The organism is Pandoraea terrae, assembly GCF_902459695.1.
Classification (GTDB): Bacteria; Pseudomonadota; Gammaproteobacteria; order Burkholderiales; family Burkholderiaceae; genus Pandoraea; species Pandoraea terrae.
In genome coordinates this window covers 170,400-184,789 of record NZ_CABPRZ010000011.1, presented here as the reverse complement: position 1 = coordinate 184,789, position 14,390 = coordinate 170,400, and the positions used below count along the sequence as shown (strand labels likewise).

The window sequence follows — 14,390 nt, the reverse complement described above, 5'->3', positions numbered from 1 at the left end:
CGCGGCCCCAGCCAAGGCCGCAGCGCCAGCTGCGGCCGTGACGGCGAACCCGTCGACCGCCACCGCCGGCACAGCCCGGGCTGGCGGCATTTCGCTCGATGCGCTGGGCAAGGGCGCGAGCCAGACGGCCGCCACCGCCGACACCAAACCGACCACCCCGGCCGCGCTGGTGCCGAGCGCCGACGCACAGGCCCAACGCCTGGCCGACAGCCTGCGCCAGTCGCCATCCGGTTCGGAAGTGACCTCGCAGACGGCCGCCATCGCCAACCAGGCGGCAGCGCAAGCCGCGCAGGCGGCAAGTACCGCAACCGACACGGGCATGCAGGTCCAGCCGCAAGCCGCCGTGCCGGCCGCGCTCACGCTGGCGCCGCGGGTCGGCACGAACGAATGGAATAACGCGCTGAGCCAGCAAGTGGTGTGGCTTTCGTCTGCACATCAGCAAACGGCGCAACTGAGCCTCAATCCCCCCGATCTCGGGCCGCTCCATGTCGTGCTGAACGTCGCGGACAACGCGGCGCAAGCGCTGTTCGTCTCCTCGCATGCCGCCGTGCGCGACGCCGTCCAGGCGGCCATGCCGCAACTGCGCGACAGCCTGGCCAACAACGGCATCTCGCTAGGCAACACGACAGTGAGCGCCGACACGTCGCAGCAGCAGGCATTTGCCCAGCAGAGCGGCAACGGTCGCGGCGGCAGCGCCGGCGGCCGGTCGTCCGGCGCCGGCTTCGGCGCCGATAACGGCGAACTCGCCCCCCTCGTCACGACCCTTGCGGTGCCGGTAAAGGCCGGCGCGGGTCTCGTCGACACGTTTGCCTGACGGAGCCCGCTTGCCCGGGCGCTGCGAGGCGGCCCATCTCCCCTAAAGCGGCTCGCATTTTCTGCCGTTAGTACAAAGACGCGAGCTAAAACGTAAGCTGACCGCGTTTGTCCCTTCTTTTCGGCCGATCAGCCCCGGGCGGCTTGGCCGACAATTTCTCTCCATAGCAGGCGAATACGATGGCAAATCCCGCACCCACGCAAGCAGCCCCTTCGGGTGGCGGCGCGCGCAAATGGATCCTGTTGATCGTCGCGGTGGCCCTGATGGCCGCTGCCGGTGCGGCGACTGCGGTGTATCTGCTGACGGGCCACTCGGAAGCGAAGGCCCCGCCGCCCCCCCCGCCGCCGGTGTTCGTGCAGATGGACCCGTTTACGGTGAACCTGACGGGCGACGACGGCGAACGCTATCTGCATATCGGGCTGTCGCTCAAGGTGCAGGATGCCCAGACGCAGGCGCGCGTTACCCAGCACATGCCGGAAGTGCGCAGCCGTGTGCTGCTGTTGCTGTCCTCGAAGCAGGCGAGCGATCTGGCATCGATCGACGGCAAACGCCGCCTTGCCTCCGAGATCCGCACGCTGGTCGGACAGCCGTTTGCGGCGAACATGCCGGCGCAGAACGTCAATGACGTCCTGTTTACCGCCTTTGTAATTCAGTGAGTGATTCATGGCGCATGAGGAGTTCCTGTCGCAGGAAGAGGTCGATGCCCTATTAAAGGGCGTCACCGGCGAACAGGATGACCGAACCGAATCGCAGGATACTGCCGGAATCCGGCCGTATAACATCGCGACGCAAGAGCGCATCGTGCGCGGGCGCATGCCCACGCTCGAGATCATCAACGACCGGTTCTCGCGCCTGTTCCGCATCGCCCTGTTCAACTTCATGCGCCGCAGCGCCGAGATTTCGGTCAGCCCCGTGCGCGTGCAGAAGTACAGCGAATTCATCCGCAACCTGCCGGTGCCGACCAACCTGAACCTGGTCCATATCAAGCCGTTGCGGGGTACCGCCCTGTTCGTCTTCGATCCGAACCTGGTATTCCTGGTCGTCGACAATCTGTTCGGCGGCGACGGCCGCTTCCACACACGCGTGGAAGGCCGTGACTTCACGCAGACCGAGCAGCGCATCATCGCGCGCCTGCTCGATCTCGTGTTCGAGAACTACGGCGCGTCGTGGAAGCCGGTGCACCCGGTGGAATTCGAATACGTGCGTGCCGAAATGCACACCCAGTTCGCCAACGTGGCCACGCCCAACGAAGTCGTCGTCACCACGACGTTCGACATCGAATTCGGCTCGGCCGGCGGCGAATTCCACATCTGCATGCCCTACTCGATGATCGAGCCGCTGCGCGACCAGCTCTCGAGCCCGCTGCAAGGCGAAACGCTCGAAGTGGACAAACGCTGGGTGCGCCTGCTGTCGCAGCAGGTGCAAAGCGCGGACGTGGAAATCGTGACGAACCTGGCGCAGTTCGACATGACGGTATCGCAACTGCTCAGCATGCGCGTGGGCGACGTGATCCCGCTCGACGTGCCCGAACAGTTGCAGGCCAAGGTCGACGGCGTGCCCGTGATGGAGTGCAGCTACGGCGTGTTCAACGGTCAGTATGCGCTGCGCGTGAACCAGATGATCAACCATTCGCAGAGCGATTTCAGCAAGGACAACGAGCATGAGTGATACGGCACTAACGCCCGGCGACGACGCACAGGCCATGGCCGACGAGTGGGCCAGCGCGATGGCCGAGCAGACGGCGGCCGAAGAAATCGCGCCGCCGGCCGCAGCGGCTGCCCCTGCCGCACCCGTATTCCAGTCGCTGACCAGTGCCGCCGGCGCACCGGCGACGCACAACGACATCGATCTGATCCTGGACATTCCGGTTCAGATGACGGTCGAGCTGGGCCGCACCAAGATCGCCATCAAGAACCTGCTGCAGCTCGCGCAGGGGTCCGTGGTCGAGCTGGACGGCATGGCGGGCGAGCCGATGGACGTGCTCGTGAACGGCTGCCTGATCGCACAAGGTGAAGTCGTGGTCGTGAACGACAAGTTCGGCATTCGCCTGACTGATATCATCACGCCATCCGAACGCATCCGTAAGCTCAACCGATGATTCCAATGAAAGTCCGCGGTGCGCGTCTCACGCGTATCGCGACGGCCGCAGCGCCGCTCCGGGCGCTGCAGGCCGGAGCTGCCATGACCGGCGCAATCGCAGCGATAGCCGGCATGATCACGATGGCCGGCACGGCCCACGCACAGGGCAACGCTTCGCAAGCCGCCGCCGTACCGAGTCTGGGGGGCGCCGGCATCGTGCAGACGGGCTTGGGGCTCGCCGTCGTCCTGGCGGTTCTCTTCGGCCTCGCCTGGCTCGCCAAGCGCTTCGGCCTGCAACGGCCGCTGGGCAGCGGACAGGTGCGTGTCGTCGGCAGCGCCGCCGTTGGCCAACGCGAACGCGTGGTCGTCGTCGAAATCGCGGGCGACTGGGTCGTGATCGGCGTGGCCCCCGGCCGGGTCAGCGCGTTGCACACCATCGACGCCGACCGCGTCGCCGCCCTGCCGCCCGTCTCGCCGGGGGCGCCCGCAGGCGCGCAAGCCAACCGCGCGGCACAGGCCTTTGCCCAAAAGCTGCGTCAATCGATGCAGAAGGATTCGTGATGCCGACCGTCCGCCCCCTGCGCTGGCTGACGTCGCCGGCCCCGATCGGCGGGCTGGCCATGCTCCTGTCGGTCCTGGCGCTTGCCCTGTTGCCGGGCGCGGCCTTCGCGCAAGCCACACTGCCTGCGCTGACGACGACCCCCGCGCCGGGCGGCGGCCAGACGTATTCGCTGAGCGTGCAGACGATGCTGCTGCTCACATCGCTGAGCTTCCTGCCGGCGATGTTGCTGATGATGACGGGCTTCACGCGCATCATCATCGTGCTCTCGCTGCTGCGTCATGCCATCGGCATCACGACATCGCCGCCGAATCAGATCCTGATCGGTCTTGCGCTGTTCCTGACCTTCTTTGTGATGTCGCCGGTATTCGACCGCGCCTACACGGAAGCATACAAGCCGTTCGCGGCCAATCAGATGAGTTTCGATCAGGCCGTGGAGAAGGGTTCGCAGCCATTTCACCAGTTCATGCTCAAACAGACGCGCGAGGCCGACCTCGCCCTGTTCGCCAAAATCGCCAGGACGCCGCCGCTGAACGGTCCTGAGGACGTGCCGATGCGCATTCTCGTGCCGGCGTTCGCGACCAGCGAACTCAAGACCGCCTTCCAGATCGGCTTCACGATCTTCATTCCGTTCCTGATCATCGATCTGGTCGTGGCGAGCGTGCTGATGTCGATGGGGATGATGATGGTCTCACCGGCGACCGTGTCGCTGCCGTTCAAGCTGATGCTGTTCGTGCTGGTCGACGGCTGGCAACTGCTGCTGGGCTCGCTGGCCCAGAGCTTTACGTTCTAGCGGAGGCCGCGCATGACGCCCGAGACCGTAATGGCGCTGGCGCATCAGGCGATGCAGGTCACGCTCCTGCTCGCCGCGCCCCTGCTGCTGGTCGCGCTCGTCTCGGGGTTGCTGGTGAGCCTGTTTCAGGCCGCCACGCAGATCAATGAAATGACGCTGTCGTTCATCCCGAAACTGCTTGCCGTGTTCGTCACGCTCGTGATCGCCGGTCCGTGGATGTTGAACCTGATGGTCGACTACATGCGTCAGCTACTGACCGGCATCCCCAACCTTGTCGGTTGAGCGGATCTCGTGATCAGTTTCACGTACGAACAGCTCTCGGCCATCATCGCTGCGGTGCTATGGCCCTTCGTGCGCCTGCTGGCGCTGACGATGAGCGCCCCGCTGTTCGGTGACGCGACGATACCGTCGCCCGTCAAGATCGGTCTGGCCGCGCTCGTCGCGCTGGCGATCTCCCCGGCGCTCGGTGCGATGCCGCCGGTCTCGCCTTTCTCGTTTGAGGGCCTGTGGATCCTGGCGCAACAGGTCATGATCGGCGCAGCGCTCGGCTGGGCGATGCAGATCGTGTTTGCCGCGATCAGCATGGCGGGTGATTTCGCCGGCTTGCAGATGGGCCTGTCGTTCGCGACCTTGCTGACGCCGAACAGCGATGGCAGTACGGCGGTGCTGGGGATGTTGCTCAATATCGTGGCCATGCTGGTGTTCCTGGCCACGAACGGACATCTGGTGATGCTCGGCACGCTCATCGAGAGTTTTCAGACGCTGCCGGTGTCGGTCGCGCCCCTCTCTGCGGTGGGCTGGAAAATGCTGGCGATGTGGGGCGGCCAGTTGTTCTCGCTGGGCCTGATGCTGTCGCTGCCGCTGGTCGCGGCGCTTCTGATCACCAACCTGGCGCTGGGCATCCTGAACCGCGCCGCGCCGCAATTGAACATCTTCGCCGTGGGTTTCCCGCTCACGCTGGCCATCGGCCTGCTGGTAGTCGAATTGATGATGCCGCGCATCGCGCCGGTCCTCGACCGGTTCTTCGCGCTCGGCTTCGACATGATGTTGCGCATCACGGCTGGGTTTGCGCCGTAGCTACAGCGCCGCCAGACCTCACATCATATTGAACAGCGACAGCTTCTTCGTCTGCATGAAAGCTTGTTGCGCGGCGGTGAGCGACGCCTGAAGCTGGGTGAACTTCGTGGTGGCGCTGTAGTAGTCGACATCCTGCAGATCCGAGAGCTGCGTCTGGTAGGCCACGCTGTTCGAATCGCCAATGTTGTTCAGCGCCGACAGTTCGTTCATGCGCGAGCCCACGGTCGTGCGGATCGTGGTGATGTTGTCGTAGGTGTTGCTGAACTGCTGATTGAACGTGGCAAGCGCGTTCGTCAGGGTCGCCTGGCCCACGCCGTTCGTGCCGCTCAAGGGCGCCTTCAGCGTATTGATGAGCGACTGCAGGTTGTCGAACACGTTGGTGCCCGCCGTCGCGGCCGGCTGGACCGTCATCTTGTCACCCACGGCCGGCGTGCCCGTCACCGTGACGGACATGCCGCCGAACGCGATCGGTTGGCCCGACGTGTAGTTCGCAGTCACCGGCGTCGCCGTGAGGTCGGTCAGGTCGGTCACGGTGTACGTCGGTGTCGGCGGCGTGGTCGTCACATCGCTGCCGAAGCTGATCTGGAACTTGTGGTTGATCGTCGGATCGGCCACATTGGTCACCGACGGCTGGCTGAAGGTGCCCGTGCCCGTGTTGGTACTGCTGCCGCTGATGATGCGTGCTGCCGTGCCGGGCTGGATCCCCTGGAAGATCGACGAGCCGATGTCGTTGATCGCGATCTGGCGGTTCGGGCCAACCTGCACGTAACGCACCCCCGTGTCGCCTGTATAGGCCGCACCGGTCGCGGTGGCCGTATAGGCCGCGCTGCCGCCCATGAAGCCCGAGAACATGTACTGGCCGTTGGCGTCCGTGGTGTTGGCGAGCGACAGCAGTTGCTGAAAACTCGATTGCAGATCGGTCGCGATCGCGCTGCGGTCCGAGTCATTGAGCGTGGCATTGCCGGCTGCGTTGATCTGCGACATCACATGCTGCAGCGTGTTGACGACGTTGCCGAAGGTCGAATCCTCCAGCTGCAGTTGCGTGTTGACGGTATTCCGGTTCAACGCGTATTGGGCGTTGAGCTCGTAGTCCTGGTTCACCGCGACGGCCTGCGCGGCGGCGAGCGGATCGTCGCTCGGTGTCGTGACGCGCTTGCCGCTCGACAGTTGCGCCTGCGTGCTGAGCAGGTCCGACGAGGCCTGGCTCATCGAACGCATGCTCTGATCGTAAATCATGCTGGTGCTGATGCGCATGGTGTCGCTCCTGTTGCCGGGGTCGCGCCGCGCGCGCCGCCCGTGAATGCCCTGAATCCCGGCCGCCCTTAGCGGACGATCTGCAGAATGGTGTCGAACAGCGTGCCCGCCGTCTGGATCACCTTCGAATTCGCCTGATACAGCTGCTGGAACTTGATCAGGTTCGCACCTTCTTCGTCGAGGTTCACCCCCGAGTCCGACTGCTGGGCCGTCTGCGCCTGCTGCAGCAACGTCTGCTGCGCGGTGCTCGTCGACTTGTATTGGCTCGTGGCCGAGCCGACGTACGACACCAGGTTCGCGTAGGCTCCGGCATAGCTCGCGGTGCCGCCGACCTGCTTCGTGTCCGTTTGCAACGCCGACAGCTTCAGGCCGTTGCGGTTGTCGGTCACGGCGCCCGCCGTGTTCGGGGCAATCGTGAACGTGTCGCCGACGGTCGGGGTGCCCGACAGCGTGACGGTCACGCCGCCGACCACGATCTTCGCGTCGCCCTGCGTCGGGTCGTACGGCACCGCAGTGCCGGCCGGATACGTCGTGGTCGTGCCGTTGACGGTCACCGCCACGGGCAGCGCATTCGGCGAGAACGACAGGACATTGCCCGTCGCCGGTGCGACCGCGGCCTGATACGTGAGCGTCGTCGGACCGGCCAGCACATTCGCCAGATAGTTCTTGTCGACGGAACCCTGATCAATCTTTCCCGTACCGGTGTTGGTCGTTGCGGCCGACGCCAGCACCGGCGCGGCGAGCGCGATCTTCGCCGGGTCCGTGATCGCGACGCCGATGTTTTGCGCGGCATTGCGGGTCGGCTCGATCGTGAAACTGTCGCCAGCGGCCATGGCGCTGGTCAGCGTGATGTTCAGGCCATCCGGCGGGTTGCCCGTTGCGGGGTCCGTCAGCGGCAGGCTCGTGCCGGTCCAGGTCGTCCCGTCGGTCGCGCGCTTGAGCGTGTAGGTCGTGCCATCGAAGCCGAGCGTGTAATCGCTCGCCGTGACCTTGGTCGCGTCGCTGATCGTGACGCCGATGGCTGCCGTCGCGGAATTATTGGCATTCCCGACGATCGTCGGCGTCGGCACCGAGAAGAAGTTGCCGCCAAGCTGACCATTGAGGTCGAGGCCGAGTTTGCTCTGATCGTTGAACGTCTGCGCCAGCGACAGCGCGATCTGGCCCAGCGAGTTCTGCGACTGCGTCAGCGCCCCGCTGCGGAACGACAACAAGCCGCCGAGCGAGCCGCCCGTCAGGCTCGCCTCGGACATGGTGATCTTCGCGCCGCCCGCGTTGATGTACGCGACGGACACCTGCGTCGGATTGGCGGCGGACGGCACGGTCGTCAGCGAATAGCTGCTGTTGTTCGACACCAGCGACTGGCCGTTGCCGACGAAAACGTTGTACGAGCCGTCGTCGTTCTTGACGACATTCGTCTGGATCAGGGTGTTGAGCTGCGCCACGGCCTGATCGCGCTGGTCGAGCAGGTCGTTCGGCGATACGCCGCCGGCCGAACCCTTTGCCTCCAGGATGGCCTGGTTGAGCGAGGCAATCTGCTTGGCGTAGCCGTTGATCTGTTCGACGGTCTGGCCGATCTGGCCGTCCGTATTGGTGCGCAACTGGGCGAGGCTCCCGGACAACGACTGGAACATGCTCGTCAGCGTCTGCGCCGAGGCGATGACGGTCGCGCGCGTGGCCGAGTTGTTCGGCGAAGACACGATCGTCTGCAGGTTCGTGAAGAAATTCGTCAGCGTCGACGACAGGCCCGTGGTCGAGCTGCCCATCGCGTTGTTGATCTGCGAAATCTGCTGGTAATAGGTGTTGAGCTGGCTGTACTGGGTCTGGGCCTGGTTGACCTGGTTGCTCAGGAACTGGTCGTAGACCCGCTGGACATCCGTGACCAGTACACCCTGGCCGAGGAAACCGGTGCCGTTGAACTGGCTGCCCATCTGGGCGTAGGACACGATCTGGCGGTTGTAGCCGGCCGTCCCCGAGTTGGAGATATTGTTACCGGTGGTCTGCAGAGCAAATTGGGAGGCGGTCAGCCCGCTCATGCCAGTATTGATAAGGCTCATGATCTCGCGGCTCGAAGATTGGGGCGCAATATGAACGCGCCGTTACCCATGCGTTTACGGCACCGCCGCCCGAATATTGAGGGCCGCGGTCAGGTCAGGCGAAGTGCTTCATGATCCGCATGAGCTTGCTCGCGTATTGCGGATCGGTGGCGTAACCGGCGCGCTGAAGGCCGTTCGCGAAGGCGCCGGCATCGCCGTTGCTGGCGACGACCGACGCATAGCGCGGATTGTTGCGCAGCAGGTTCGCGTAGTCGTTGAAGGCCTCGTCGTACGAGGCGTAGGCGCGGAACTTCGCCTTGACGCGGCGCGGCTGGCCATCGACATACTCGGTCGTCGTGACTTCCACGGTCGAACCGTTCCAGTTCTTGCCGGCCTTGATGCCGAATACATTGAAACTGGTGCTGCCGTCGGCGCGCTTGATCTCGCGTTTGCCCCAGCCGGATTCCAGCGCGGCCTGGCTCAGCATGAAGCGCGCCGGAATGCCGCTCGCCTGACTGGCGTTCTGGGCTGCACCGGCCATCCGGTCGACGAACTCGCCGGCCGCGGCCGGCGCGCCGTCGGCCACGCCGATCGCATCTGCGCCGTTATACGCCCGGCCCGCCAGCGGTGCCGGCGCGTCCGTCACGGCGCCCGGCGGCAGATTGACGCCCTGCCCGCTGCGGCTCAGTTGCTTGAGCATCATGTCGGCCAGGCCAATGCCTTTGTTGGCCGACATCTGCTGGGCGAGCTGCTCGTCGAGCATGCCGGTAAACATCTTGCTCTGGTCGTTCTCGAGCAGGCCGCCCGAGAGCGTGGCGTCGCGCATGCTTTTGAGCATCATCTGCGTGAACACGGCCTCGAACTGCTTTGCCGCCTGCTGCGCGGCCTGCGGCGACTGCTGGTGCGCAGCCGCGCGCAGGGCGGCGAAACCCTGCAGGTCGTAGGCAGCGCGCTGCGTCATGTCGCTTTGCGCGCCTTTCATCAGCTTGGTGTCGGCCATGTCAGATGATCTCCAGGTCGGCCCGCAGCGCGCCCGAGGCCTTCATGGCCTGCAGGATCGACATCAGGTCGGCAGGGCTCGCGCCAAGCGTATTCAGCGCCTTGACCACATCGGCCAGGTTCGCGCCCGCCTTGACCAGCCTCAGCGCCGAATTCTCCTGCTGCAGCGAAATCTGCGAATTCGGCGCCACGACCGTCTGTCCGCCCGAAAATGGCGCCGGCTGGCTCACGTTGTTCTGCGTATCGATGACGACGGACAGGTTGCCGTGCGCCACTGCGCACTGCTCGATCGTCACGTTCTGGTTCATCACCACCGAGCCCGTGCGGGCGTTGATGATGACCTTCGCCGCCGCGTTGCTCGGGCGCACCTCCAGGCTTTCGAGCTGGGCCAGGAACGCCACGCGCGCCGCCGGATCGGTGGGCGTGCGCAGCAGGATCACGCGTCCGTCGAGCGCGTTGGCGGTATCGCCTCCGAAACGACGGTTGACGGCTTCGACAACCCGCTGGGCGGTAGAGAAGTCCGTCGCGTTGAGTTCCATCTGCAAGGTGCCCGGCTGTCCGCCCATCGCGGTCGGCACCGCGCGCTCGACGATCGCGCCGGCAGGAATGCGGCCCGATGCCAGCTGATTGACCTGCACGCTGCTGCCGTTGGCCGACGCACCCGCGCCGCCCACCAGCAAGTTGCCCTGCGCCAGCGCGTAGACCTGACCGTCCGGGCCCTTCATCGGCGTCATCAGCAATGTGCCGCCGCGCAGGCTCTTGGCATTGCCCAGCGACGAGACAACGACGTCGATCGCCTGGCCCGGACGCGTGAACGCCGGCAACGTGGCCGTCACCATCACGGCGGCCACGTTCTTCAACTGCATGTTGGTGCCGGGCGCGACGGTAATCCCCATCTGCGAGAGCATGTTGGTCATGCTCTGCACGGTAAACGGCGTCTGCGTGGTCTGGTCGCCCGAGTTGTCGAGGCCGGCGACGAGGCCGTAGCCGATCAACTGGTTGTCACGCACCCCCTGGATCGAGGCCAGGTCCTTGAGCCGCTCGGCGCGAGCGGCGCCGGGCACGGCCAACAGGCCCGCGGCTGCCAGCACTACCGCAAGCAGCGAGGCGCCAAGCGAAGCACGAAGCGAAGCACGGACAATATGCAAGGGGGACAGGGAGGGCGCGGCGCGCGACAGGTCAAACGTCATCAGAACGGGGAAATATTGAGGAAGAAGCGCTGCAGCCAGCCCATGGTTTCCGCTTCGTTGATATAGCCCTTGCCGCGATACTCGATGCGCGCGTCGGCCACCTGCGTCGAAGGCACGGTGTTCTGGCCGGAGATCGTCGCCGGATTCACCACGCCCGAGAATTTGATGTACTCGGTCCCCTGGTTGATGGCGATCTGCTTTTCGCCGGCGACGGCCAGGTTGCCGTTGGCCAGCACATCGAGCACCGTCACCGTGATGGTGCCGGAGAAGACGTTGTTGGCGTTGGCGGCACCCTTGGCGTCGAACTTGTTGGCGCCGGAAATATTCGTGTCCTGATTCTGCAGAATGCCGCCGATCACGCCCGGCGTTGCCGGCAACGTCAGCGAAGCGCTGCCCGCGCGGTTCGCGTTCGCGGCCGAGTTCTTGCTCGCAGCCGTATTTTCATTGATCGTGATCGTCAGGATGTCGCCGACATTGCGCGGACGGCGGTCCTCGAACAGCGGACGATTCGCATAGGTGGGACGGTAGATCGAGCCTTCGGGGTCGACGGCCACGGGCGCGGGGGGCGGGCGCATGGTGGTCGCGCCCTGCACGACGGGTTCCTGGGGCACATAGGCGCAACCGGACACGATTGCGGCCACGCCCGCGGCCAGCGCTGCACAGGCCGCGCCGGACCGGCGCATACGGGAGAACAAACGAATGCGCATTGCCGCCCTTACATCTGGGTCAGGCGCTGCAGCATCTGGTCAGACGCCGTCACCGCCTTGCTGTTGATTTCATACGCGCGCTGCGCCTGGATCATGTTGACCAGTTCCTCGACCACGTTGACGTTCGACGTCTCCACGTAGTTCTGGTTGAGCACGCCCGCGCCGTTGGTGCCCGGCTGCGCAACGTTCGGCGCGCCCGAGGCGGCGGTTTCCGCGTACAGGTTCTCGCCCAGGCTCTGCAGGCCGGCGCTGTTGATGAACGTCGCCAGCTGGAACGTGCCGACCTGAACGTTTGCCGTGTTGCCCGGCTGCGTCACGGACACCACGCCGTCGCGGCCGATCGTCAGCGACAGGGCGTTCGCGGGGATCGTGATCGCCGGCTGGATCGGGTAGCCGCTGGCCGTCACGAGCTGCCCGTTGTTGTCGACCTGGAACGAACCGTCGCGCGTGTAAGCGGTCGTGCCGTCCGGCATCAGCACCTGGAAGAACCCGTCGCCGTTGATGGCCACGTCCTTGGCGTTGCTGGTCTGCGTCATGTTGCCCTGCGTGAAGATGCGCTCCGTGGCCACCGGACGCACGCCCGTGCCCAGCTGCAGGCCCGACGGCAGGAGCGTCTGCTGCGACGACTGGGCACCCGGCTGGCGCAGCGTCTGGTAAAGCAGGTCCTCGAACACCGCACGGCCCTTCTTGAAGCCGTTCGTGCTGGTGTTGGCCAGGTTGTTGGAAATCACGTCCATATTCGTCTGCTGGGCGTTCATGCCCGTGGCGGCGATATACAGTGAACGGATCATGGCTCTCTCTCGCTAGGGTTGGGTCGCGGCATGCGTCGGGATTGACGCGCGCCGCAGGCCGCTATCAGCTGAAATTCAACAGCTGGTTGGCGGTTTGTTCGTTGTTGTCGGCCGTCTGCAACAGCTTCATGTGCATTTCGAACGCGCGCGACTGGGAAATCATGTTGACGAGGTTGCTGACCGGGTTGACGTTGCTCTGTTCGATCGCCCCGCTCACCACCACCACGGCCGGATCGGCCGGCGCCGGTTGGCCGGACGCGGTGCGGAACAGGCCGTCGTCGCCGCGCACCAGCGTGGCTTCAGGCGGATTCACAAGCTTGAGCTGCCCCATCACGGCGATTGAGTTGGGCGGATCGCCCTGGCCCAGCGCCGAGAGCGTCCCGTCGCTGCCGATCGACACCGCAGCCCCCGGCGGCACTGCCGCCTGGCCGGCATCGCTCATGAGCGGGCGGCCATGCAACGTCAGCTGGCCGTCGGCCGTCATCTGGATGTTGCCGCCGCGCGTGTATGCTTCCCGGCCGGCGGCATCGCGCACGGCGAGCCAGCCCTGGCCCTCGATGGCCACGTCGAGCGCGCGGCCGGTCTGGCTCATCGCGCCCGGCGTGAAGTCGGAGCCGGGGGTGGAGTCGGTCACGAACGTACGCGTGTCGGCGCCGTCGCCGCCGCGCACGGGCACCTGGCGAAACGCAGACAGCTGGGCGCGAAAGCCCGGCGTGGCGGCATTGGCCAGGTTGTTCGAAGTGGTGCTCTGCTGCTCCATCACCTGCTTCGCGCCGCTCATCGCGACATAAATCAGACGGTCCATTTACGCTCCGTGCCGAATCGGCGATTGCATCGGCATTACATGTTGACCATGGTCTGCATCAACTGGTCCTGCGTCTTGATCGTCTGCGCATTGGCTTGATAGTTGCGTTGCGCCGTGATCATGTGCACCAGTTCCGCGGTCAGGTCGACGTTCGACGCCTCGGTCGCGCCGGCCTGCAGCTTGCCGAGGTTCGTGCCGCCCGGCACGCCGACGATCGGGATGCCCGAGTCGGCCGATTCCTGCCACAGATTGTTGCCGCCCGGGATCAGGCCCTGCACGTTGTTGAAGTTGGCGAGCGCCACTTGGCCAAGCACGATCGTCTGGCTGTTCGAGTACGTGCCCTGGATGGTGCCGTCCGAGCCGAACGTGAAGCCGGTCAAACGCCCCGAGGTGTAACCGTTCTGACTGAGCGTGTTCGGCGAGTAGGTATTGCCGAACTGTGTCGTGCCGCCGAGATTCAGTGACAGCGCCCCGTTGGCCGCGCCGTTGCCGTACACGACCGCAGGCATGGCGATCGGGCCGCCGCCGGCCGTGAGGCCGCCCGACGTGTTGAACGTCATCGTCGTAACCGGGCCGGCACCGATCTGCGTCGTGCCGTCGAGCGATGCGTAGACATCCCACGAACCGGCGCCGCGGTTCACGAAATACAGGTTGACGTCATGCGAGTTGCCGAGCGAGTCGAAGACCTTCAGCGACGTACCATTGGTGTACGTGGTCGGATCGGTCAAGTTGAACGGTGTCGTCGCCTGGACGATCGTGCTCGAGCGTGAATCGAGGTTGAATTGACCGGTGATGCTCGTGGTCGCGAGCGGCGCCAGATCGCCCGTCGGGATCTTCAGGTCCACCGGGCTGACACTGTTGATGATGCCCGCGCCGTTGGCGAGATAGCCGGTCAGGCGGTCGGCGTTGGCCGTCACGATGTAGCCGTTCTTGTCGAGCTGGAACTGGCCGGCACGGGTGTACGACACGGCGCCGTTGTTCGATACACGGAAAAAGCCGTTGCCCGAGATCGCCAGGTCGAGCTGACGGTTCGTGACGGTGATGTCGCCCTGCGTGAACTGTTGCGCGACGGTCGACACTTTCGTGCCGATACCGATGGTGTTGTTGCCTGCACCGTACAGCGAATTCGCGTAGATGTCCGCGAATTGCGCCTGGCCTTGCTTGAAGCCGACCGTGGCCGCGTTGGCCACGTTGTTGCCGACGACGTCCAAGTCCTTGGATGCTGCATTCAAGCCACTGAGTCCGGACGAAAAGCCCATAGTTTCCCTCGATTCGTTGTAACGACGCTG

The 14,390-nt window shown here is 65.0% G+C and carries 16 protein-coding genes; 8 read left to right on the top strand and 8 right to left on the bottom strand.

All coding sequences use genetic code 11. The features are described 5' to 3' along the window. From PTE30175_RS14865 to fliR, 8 genes are all read left to right on the top strand, one after another. Positions 1-814: flagellar hook-length control protein FliK (locus tag PTE30175_RS14865; protein ID WP_191629076.1), on the top strand; the 814-nt coding region annotated here is incomplete at its 5' end. Positions 815-993: 179 nt separating this feature from the next. Further along, positions 994-1,470: a flagellar basal body-associated protein FliL gene (gene fliL, locus PTE30175_RS14860; RefSeq protein WP_150697829.1), complete on the top strand. Its 477-nt coding sequence runs from the start codon at positions 994-996 to the stop codon at positions 1,468-1,470. A gap of 7 nt (positions 1,471-1,477) precedes the next feature. Then, the gene (gene fliM / locus PTE30175_RS14855) at positions 1,478-2,482 is read left to right on the top strand and encodes a flagellar motor switch protein FliM (RefSeq protein ID WP_150697828.1); all 1,005 of its coding nucleotides are present in this window, start codon (positions 1,478-1,480) and stop codon (positions 2,480-2,482) included. After that, entirely contained in the window at positions 2,475-2,912 is a 438-nt protein-coding gene (fliN, locus tag PTE30175_RS14850; RefSeq protein ID WP_150697827.1) for a flagellar motor switch protein FliN, read from the top strand. The genes fliM and fliN overlap by 8 nt, the downstream gene beginning before the upstream one ends. Before the next feature lie 83 nt (positions 2,913-2,995). Further along, complete coding sequence (fliO, locus tag PTE30175_RS14845) at positions 2,996-3,454, top strand: flagellar biosynthetic protein FliO (RefSeq protein WP_191629074.1); 459 nt, start codon at positions 2,996-2,998, stop codon at positions 3,452-3,454. A gap of 59 nt (positions 3,455-3,513) precedes the next feature. Then, the gene (gene fliP, locus PTE30175_RS14840) at positions 3,514-4,245 is read left to right on the top strand and encodes a flagellar type III secretion system pore protein FliP (protein WP_150697844.1); all 732 of its coding nucleotides are present in this window, start codon (positions 3,514-3,516) and stop codon (positions 4,243-4,245) included. A gap of 12 nt (positions 4,246-4,257) precedes the next feature. After that, positions 4,258-4,527: a flagellar biosynthesis protein FliQ gene (fliQ, locus tag PTE30175_RS14835; RefSeq protein WP_150697825.1), complete on the top strand. Its 270-nt coding sequence runs from the start codon at positions 4,258-4,260 to the stop codon at positions 4,525-4,527. Positions 4,528-4,536: 9 nt separating this feature from the next. Beyond that, positions 4,537-5,322, top strand: coding sequence for a flagellar biosynthetic protein FliR (gene fliR / locus PTE30175_RS14830; protein WP_150697824.1), 786 nt, complete (start codon positions 4,537-4,539; stop codon positions 5,320-5,322). Between the two features lie 18 nt (positions 5,323-5,340). Here fliR and flgL read toward each other — a convergent pair whose 3' ends face one another. The 8 genes from flgL to flgE form a co-directional block, all read right to left on the bottom strand. Continuing rightward, positions 5,341-6,576, bottom strand: a complete 1,236-nt coding sequence (gene flgL / locus PTE30175_RS14825; protein WP_150697823.1) for a flagellar hook-associated protein FlgL — start codon at positions 6,574-6,576, stop codon at positions 5,341-5,343. Positions 6,577-6,644: 68 nt separating this feature from the next. Further along, the gene (gene flgK / locus PTE30175_RS14820) at positions 6,645-8,630 is read right to left on the bottom strand and encodes a flagellar hook-associated protein FlgK (protein WP_150697822.1); all 1,986 of its coding nucleotides are present in this window, start codon (positions 8,628-8,630) and stop codon (positions 6,645-6,647) included. Between the two features lie 94 nt (positions 8,631-8,724). Beyond that, positions 8,725-9,609, bottom strand: coding sequence for a flagellar assembly peptidoglycan hydrolase FlgJ (flgJ, locus tag PTE30175_RS14815; RefSeq protein WP_150697821.1), 885 nt, complete (start codon positions 9,607-9,609; stop codon positions 8,725-8,727). Position 9,610: 1 nt separating this feature from the next. Further along, positions 9,611-10,798 (bottom strand): flagellar basal body P-ring protein FlgI, encoded by a 1,188-nt coding sequence (locus tag PTE30175_RS14810; protein ID WP_150697820.1) that lies wholly within the window; start codon positions 10,796-10,798, stop codon positions 9,611-9,613. Next, positions 10,798-11,505 (bottom strand): flagellar basal body L-ring protein FlgH, encoded by a 708-nt coding sequence (locus tag PTE30175_RS14805; protein ID WP_420819639.1) that lies wholly within the window; start codon positions 11,503-11,505, stop codon positions 10,798-10,800. Before PTE30175_RS14805 ends, PTE30175_RS14810 begins: the two co-directional genes overlap by 1 nt. Positions 11,506-11,513: 8 nt before the next feature. Then, complete coding sequence (flgG, locus tag PTE30175_RS14800) at positions 11,514-12,296, bottom strand: flagellar basal-body rod protein FlgG (protein WP_150697819.1); 783 nt, start codon at positions 12,294-12,296, stop codon at positions 11,514-11,516. Between the two features lie 64 nt (positions 12,297-12,360). Continuing rightward, on the bottom strand, positions 12,361-13,101 hold the full coding sequence (locus PTE30175_RS14795) for a flagellar basal body rod protein FlgF (RefSeq protein WP_150697818.1): 741 nt from the start codon (positions 13,099-13,101) through the stop codon (positions 12,361-12,363). Between the two features lie 35 nt (positions 13,102-13,136). Next, positions 13,137-14,360, bottom strand: coding sequence for a flagellar hook protein FlgE (gene flgE / locus PTE30175_RS14790; RefSeq protein ID WP_150697817.1), 1,224 nt, complete (start codon positions 14,358-14,360; stop codon positions 13,137-13,139). Positions 14,361-14,390 lie beyond the last annotated feature (30 nt).

Coding starts and splice junctions, on each gene's coding strand:
- PTE30175_RS14795 (WP_150697818.1), bottom strand. CDS start 13,101: ATGGACCGTCTGATTTATGTCGCGATGAGCGGCGCGAAGCAGGTGATG.
- fliP (WP_150697844.1), top strand. CDS start 3,514: ATGCTCCTGTCGGTCCTGGCGCTTGCCCTGTTGCCGGGCGCGGCCTTC.
- fliM (WP_150697828.1), top strand. CDS start 1,478: ATGGCGCATGAGGAGTTCCTGTCGCAGGAAGAGGTCGATGCCCTATTA.
- PTE30175_RS14810 (WP_150697820.1), bottom strand. CDS start 10,798: ATGACGTTTGACCTGTCGCGCGCCGCGCCCTCCCTGTCCCCCTTGCAT.
- flgL (WP_150697823.1), bottom strand. CDS start 6,576: ATGCGCATCAGCACCAGCATGATTTACGATCAGAGCATGCGTTCGATG.
- fliQ (WP_150697825.1), top strand. CDS start 4,258: ATGACGCCCGAGACCGTAATGGCGCTGGCGCATCAGGCGATGCAGGTC.
- flgG (WP_150697819.1), bottom strand. CDS start 12,296: ATGATCCGTTCACTGTATATCGCCGCCACGGGCATGAACGCCCAGCAG.
- fliN (WP_150697827.1), top strand. CDS start 2,475: ATGAGTGATACGGCACTAACGCCCGGCGACGACGCACAGGCCATGGCC.
- fliL (WP_150697829.1), top strand. CDS start 994: ATGGCAAATCCCGCACCCACGCAAGCAGCCCCTTCGGGTGGCGGCGCG.
- PTE30175_RS14805 (WP_420819639.1), bottom strand. CDS start 11,505: ATGCGCATTCGTTTGTTCTCCCGTATGCGCCGGTCCGGCGCGGCCTGT.
- fliO (WP_191629074.1), top strand. CDS start 2,996: ATGACCGGCGCAATCGCAGCGATAGCCGGCATGATCACGATGGCCGGC.
- flgK (WP_150697822.1), bottom strand. CDS start 8,630: ATGAGCCTTATCAATACTGGCATGAGCGGGCTGACCGCCTCCCAATTT.
- flgE (WP_150697817.1), bottom strand. CDS start 14,360: ATGGGCTTTTCGTCCGGACTCAGTGGCTTGAATGCAGCATCCAAGGAC.
- flgJ (WP_150697821.1), bottom strand. CDS start 9,609: ATGGCCGACACCAAGCTGATGAAAGGCGCGCAAAGCGACATGACGCAG.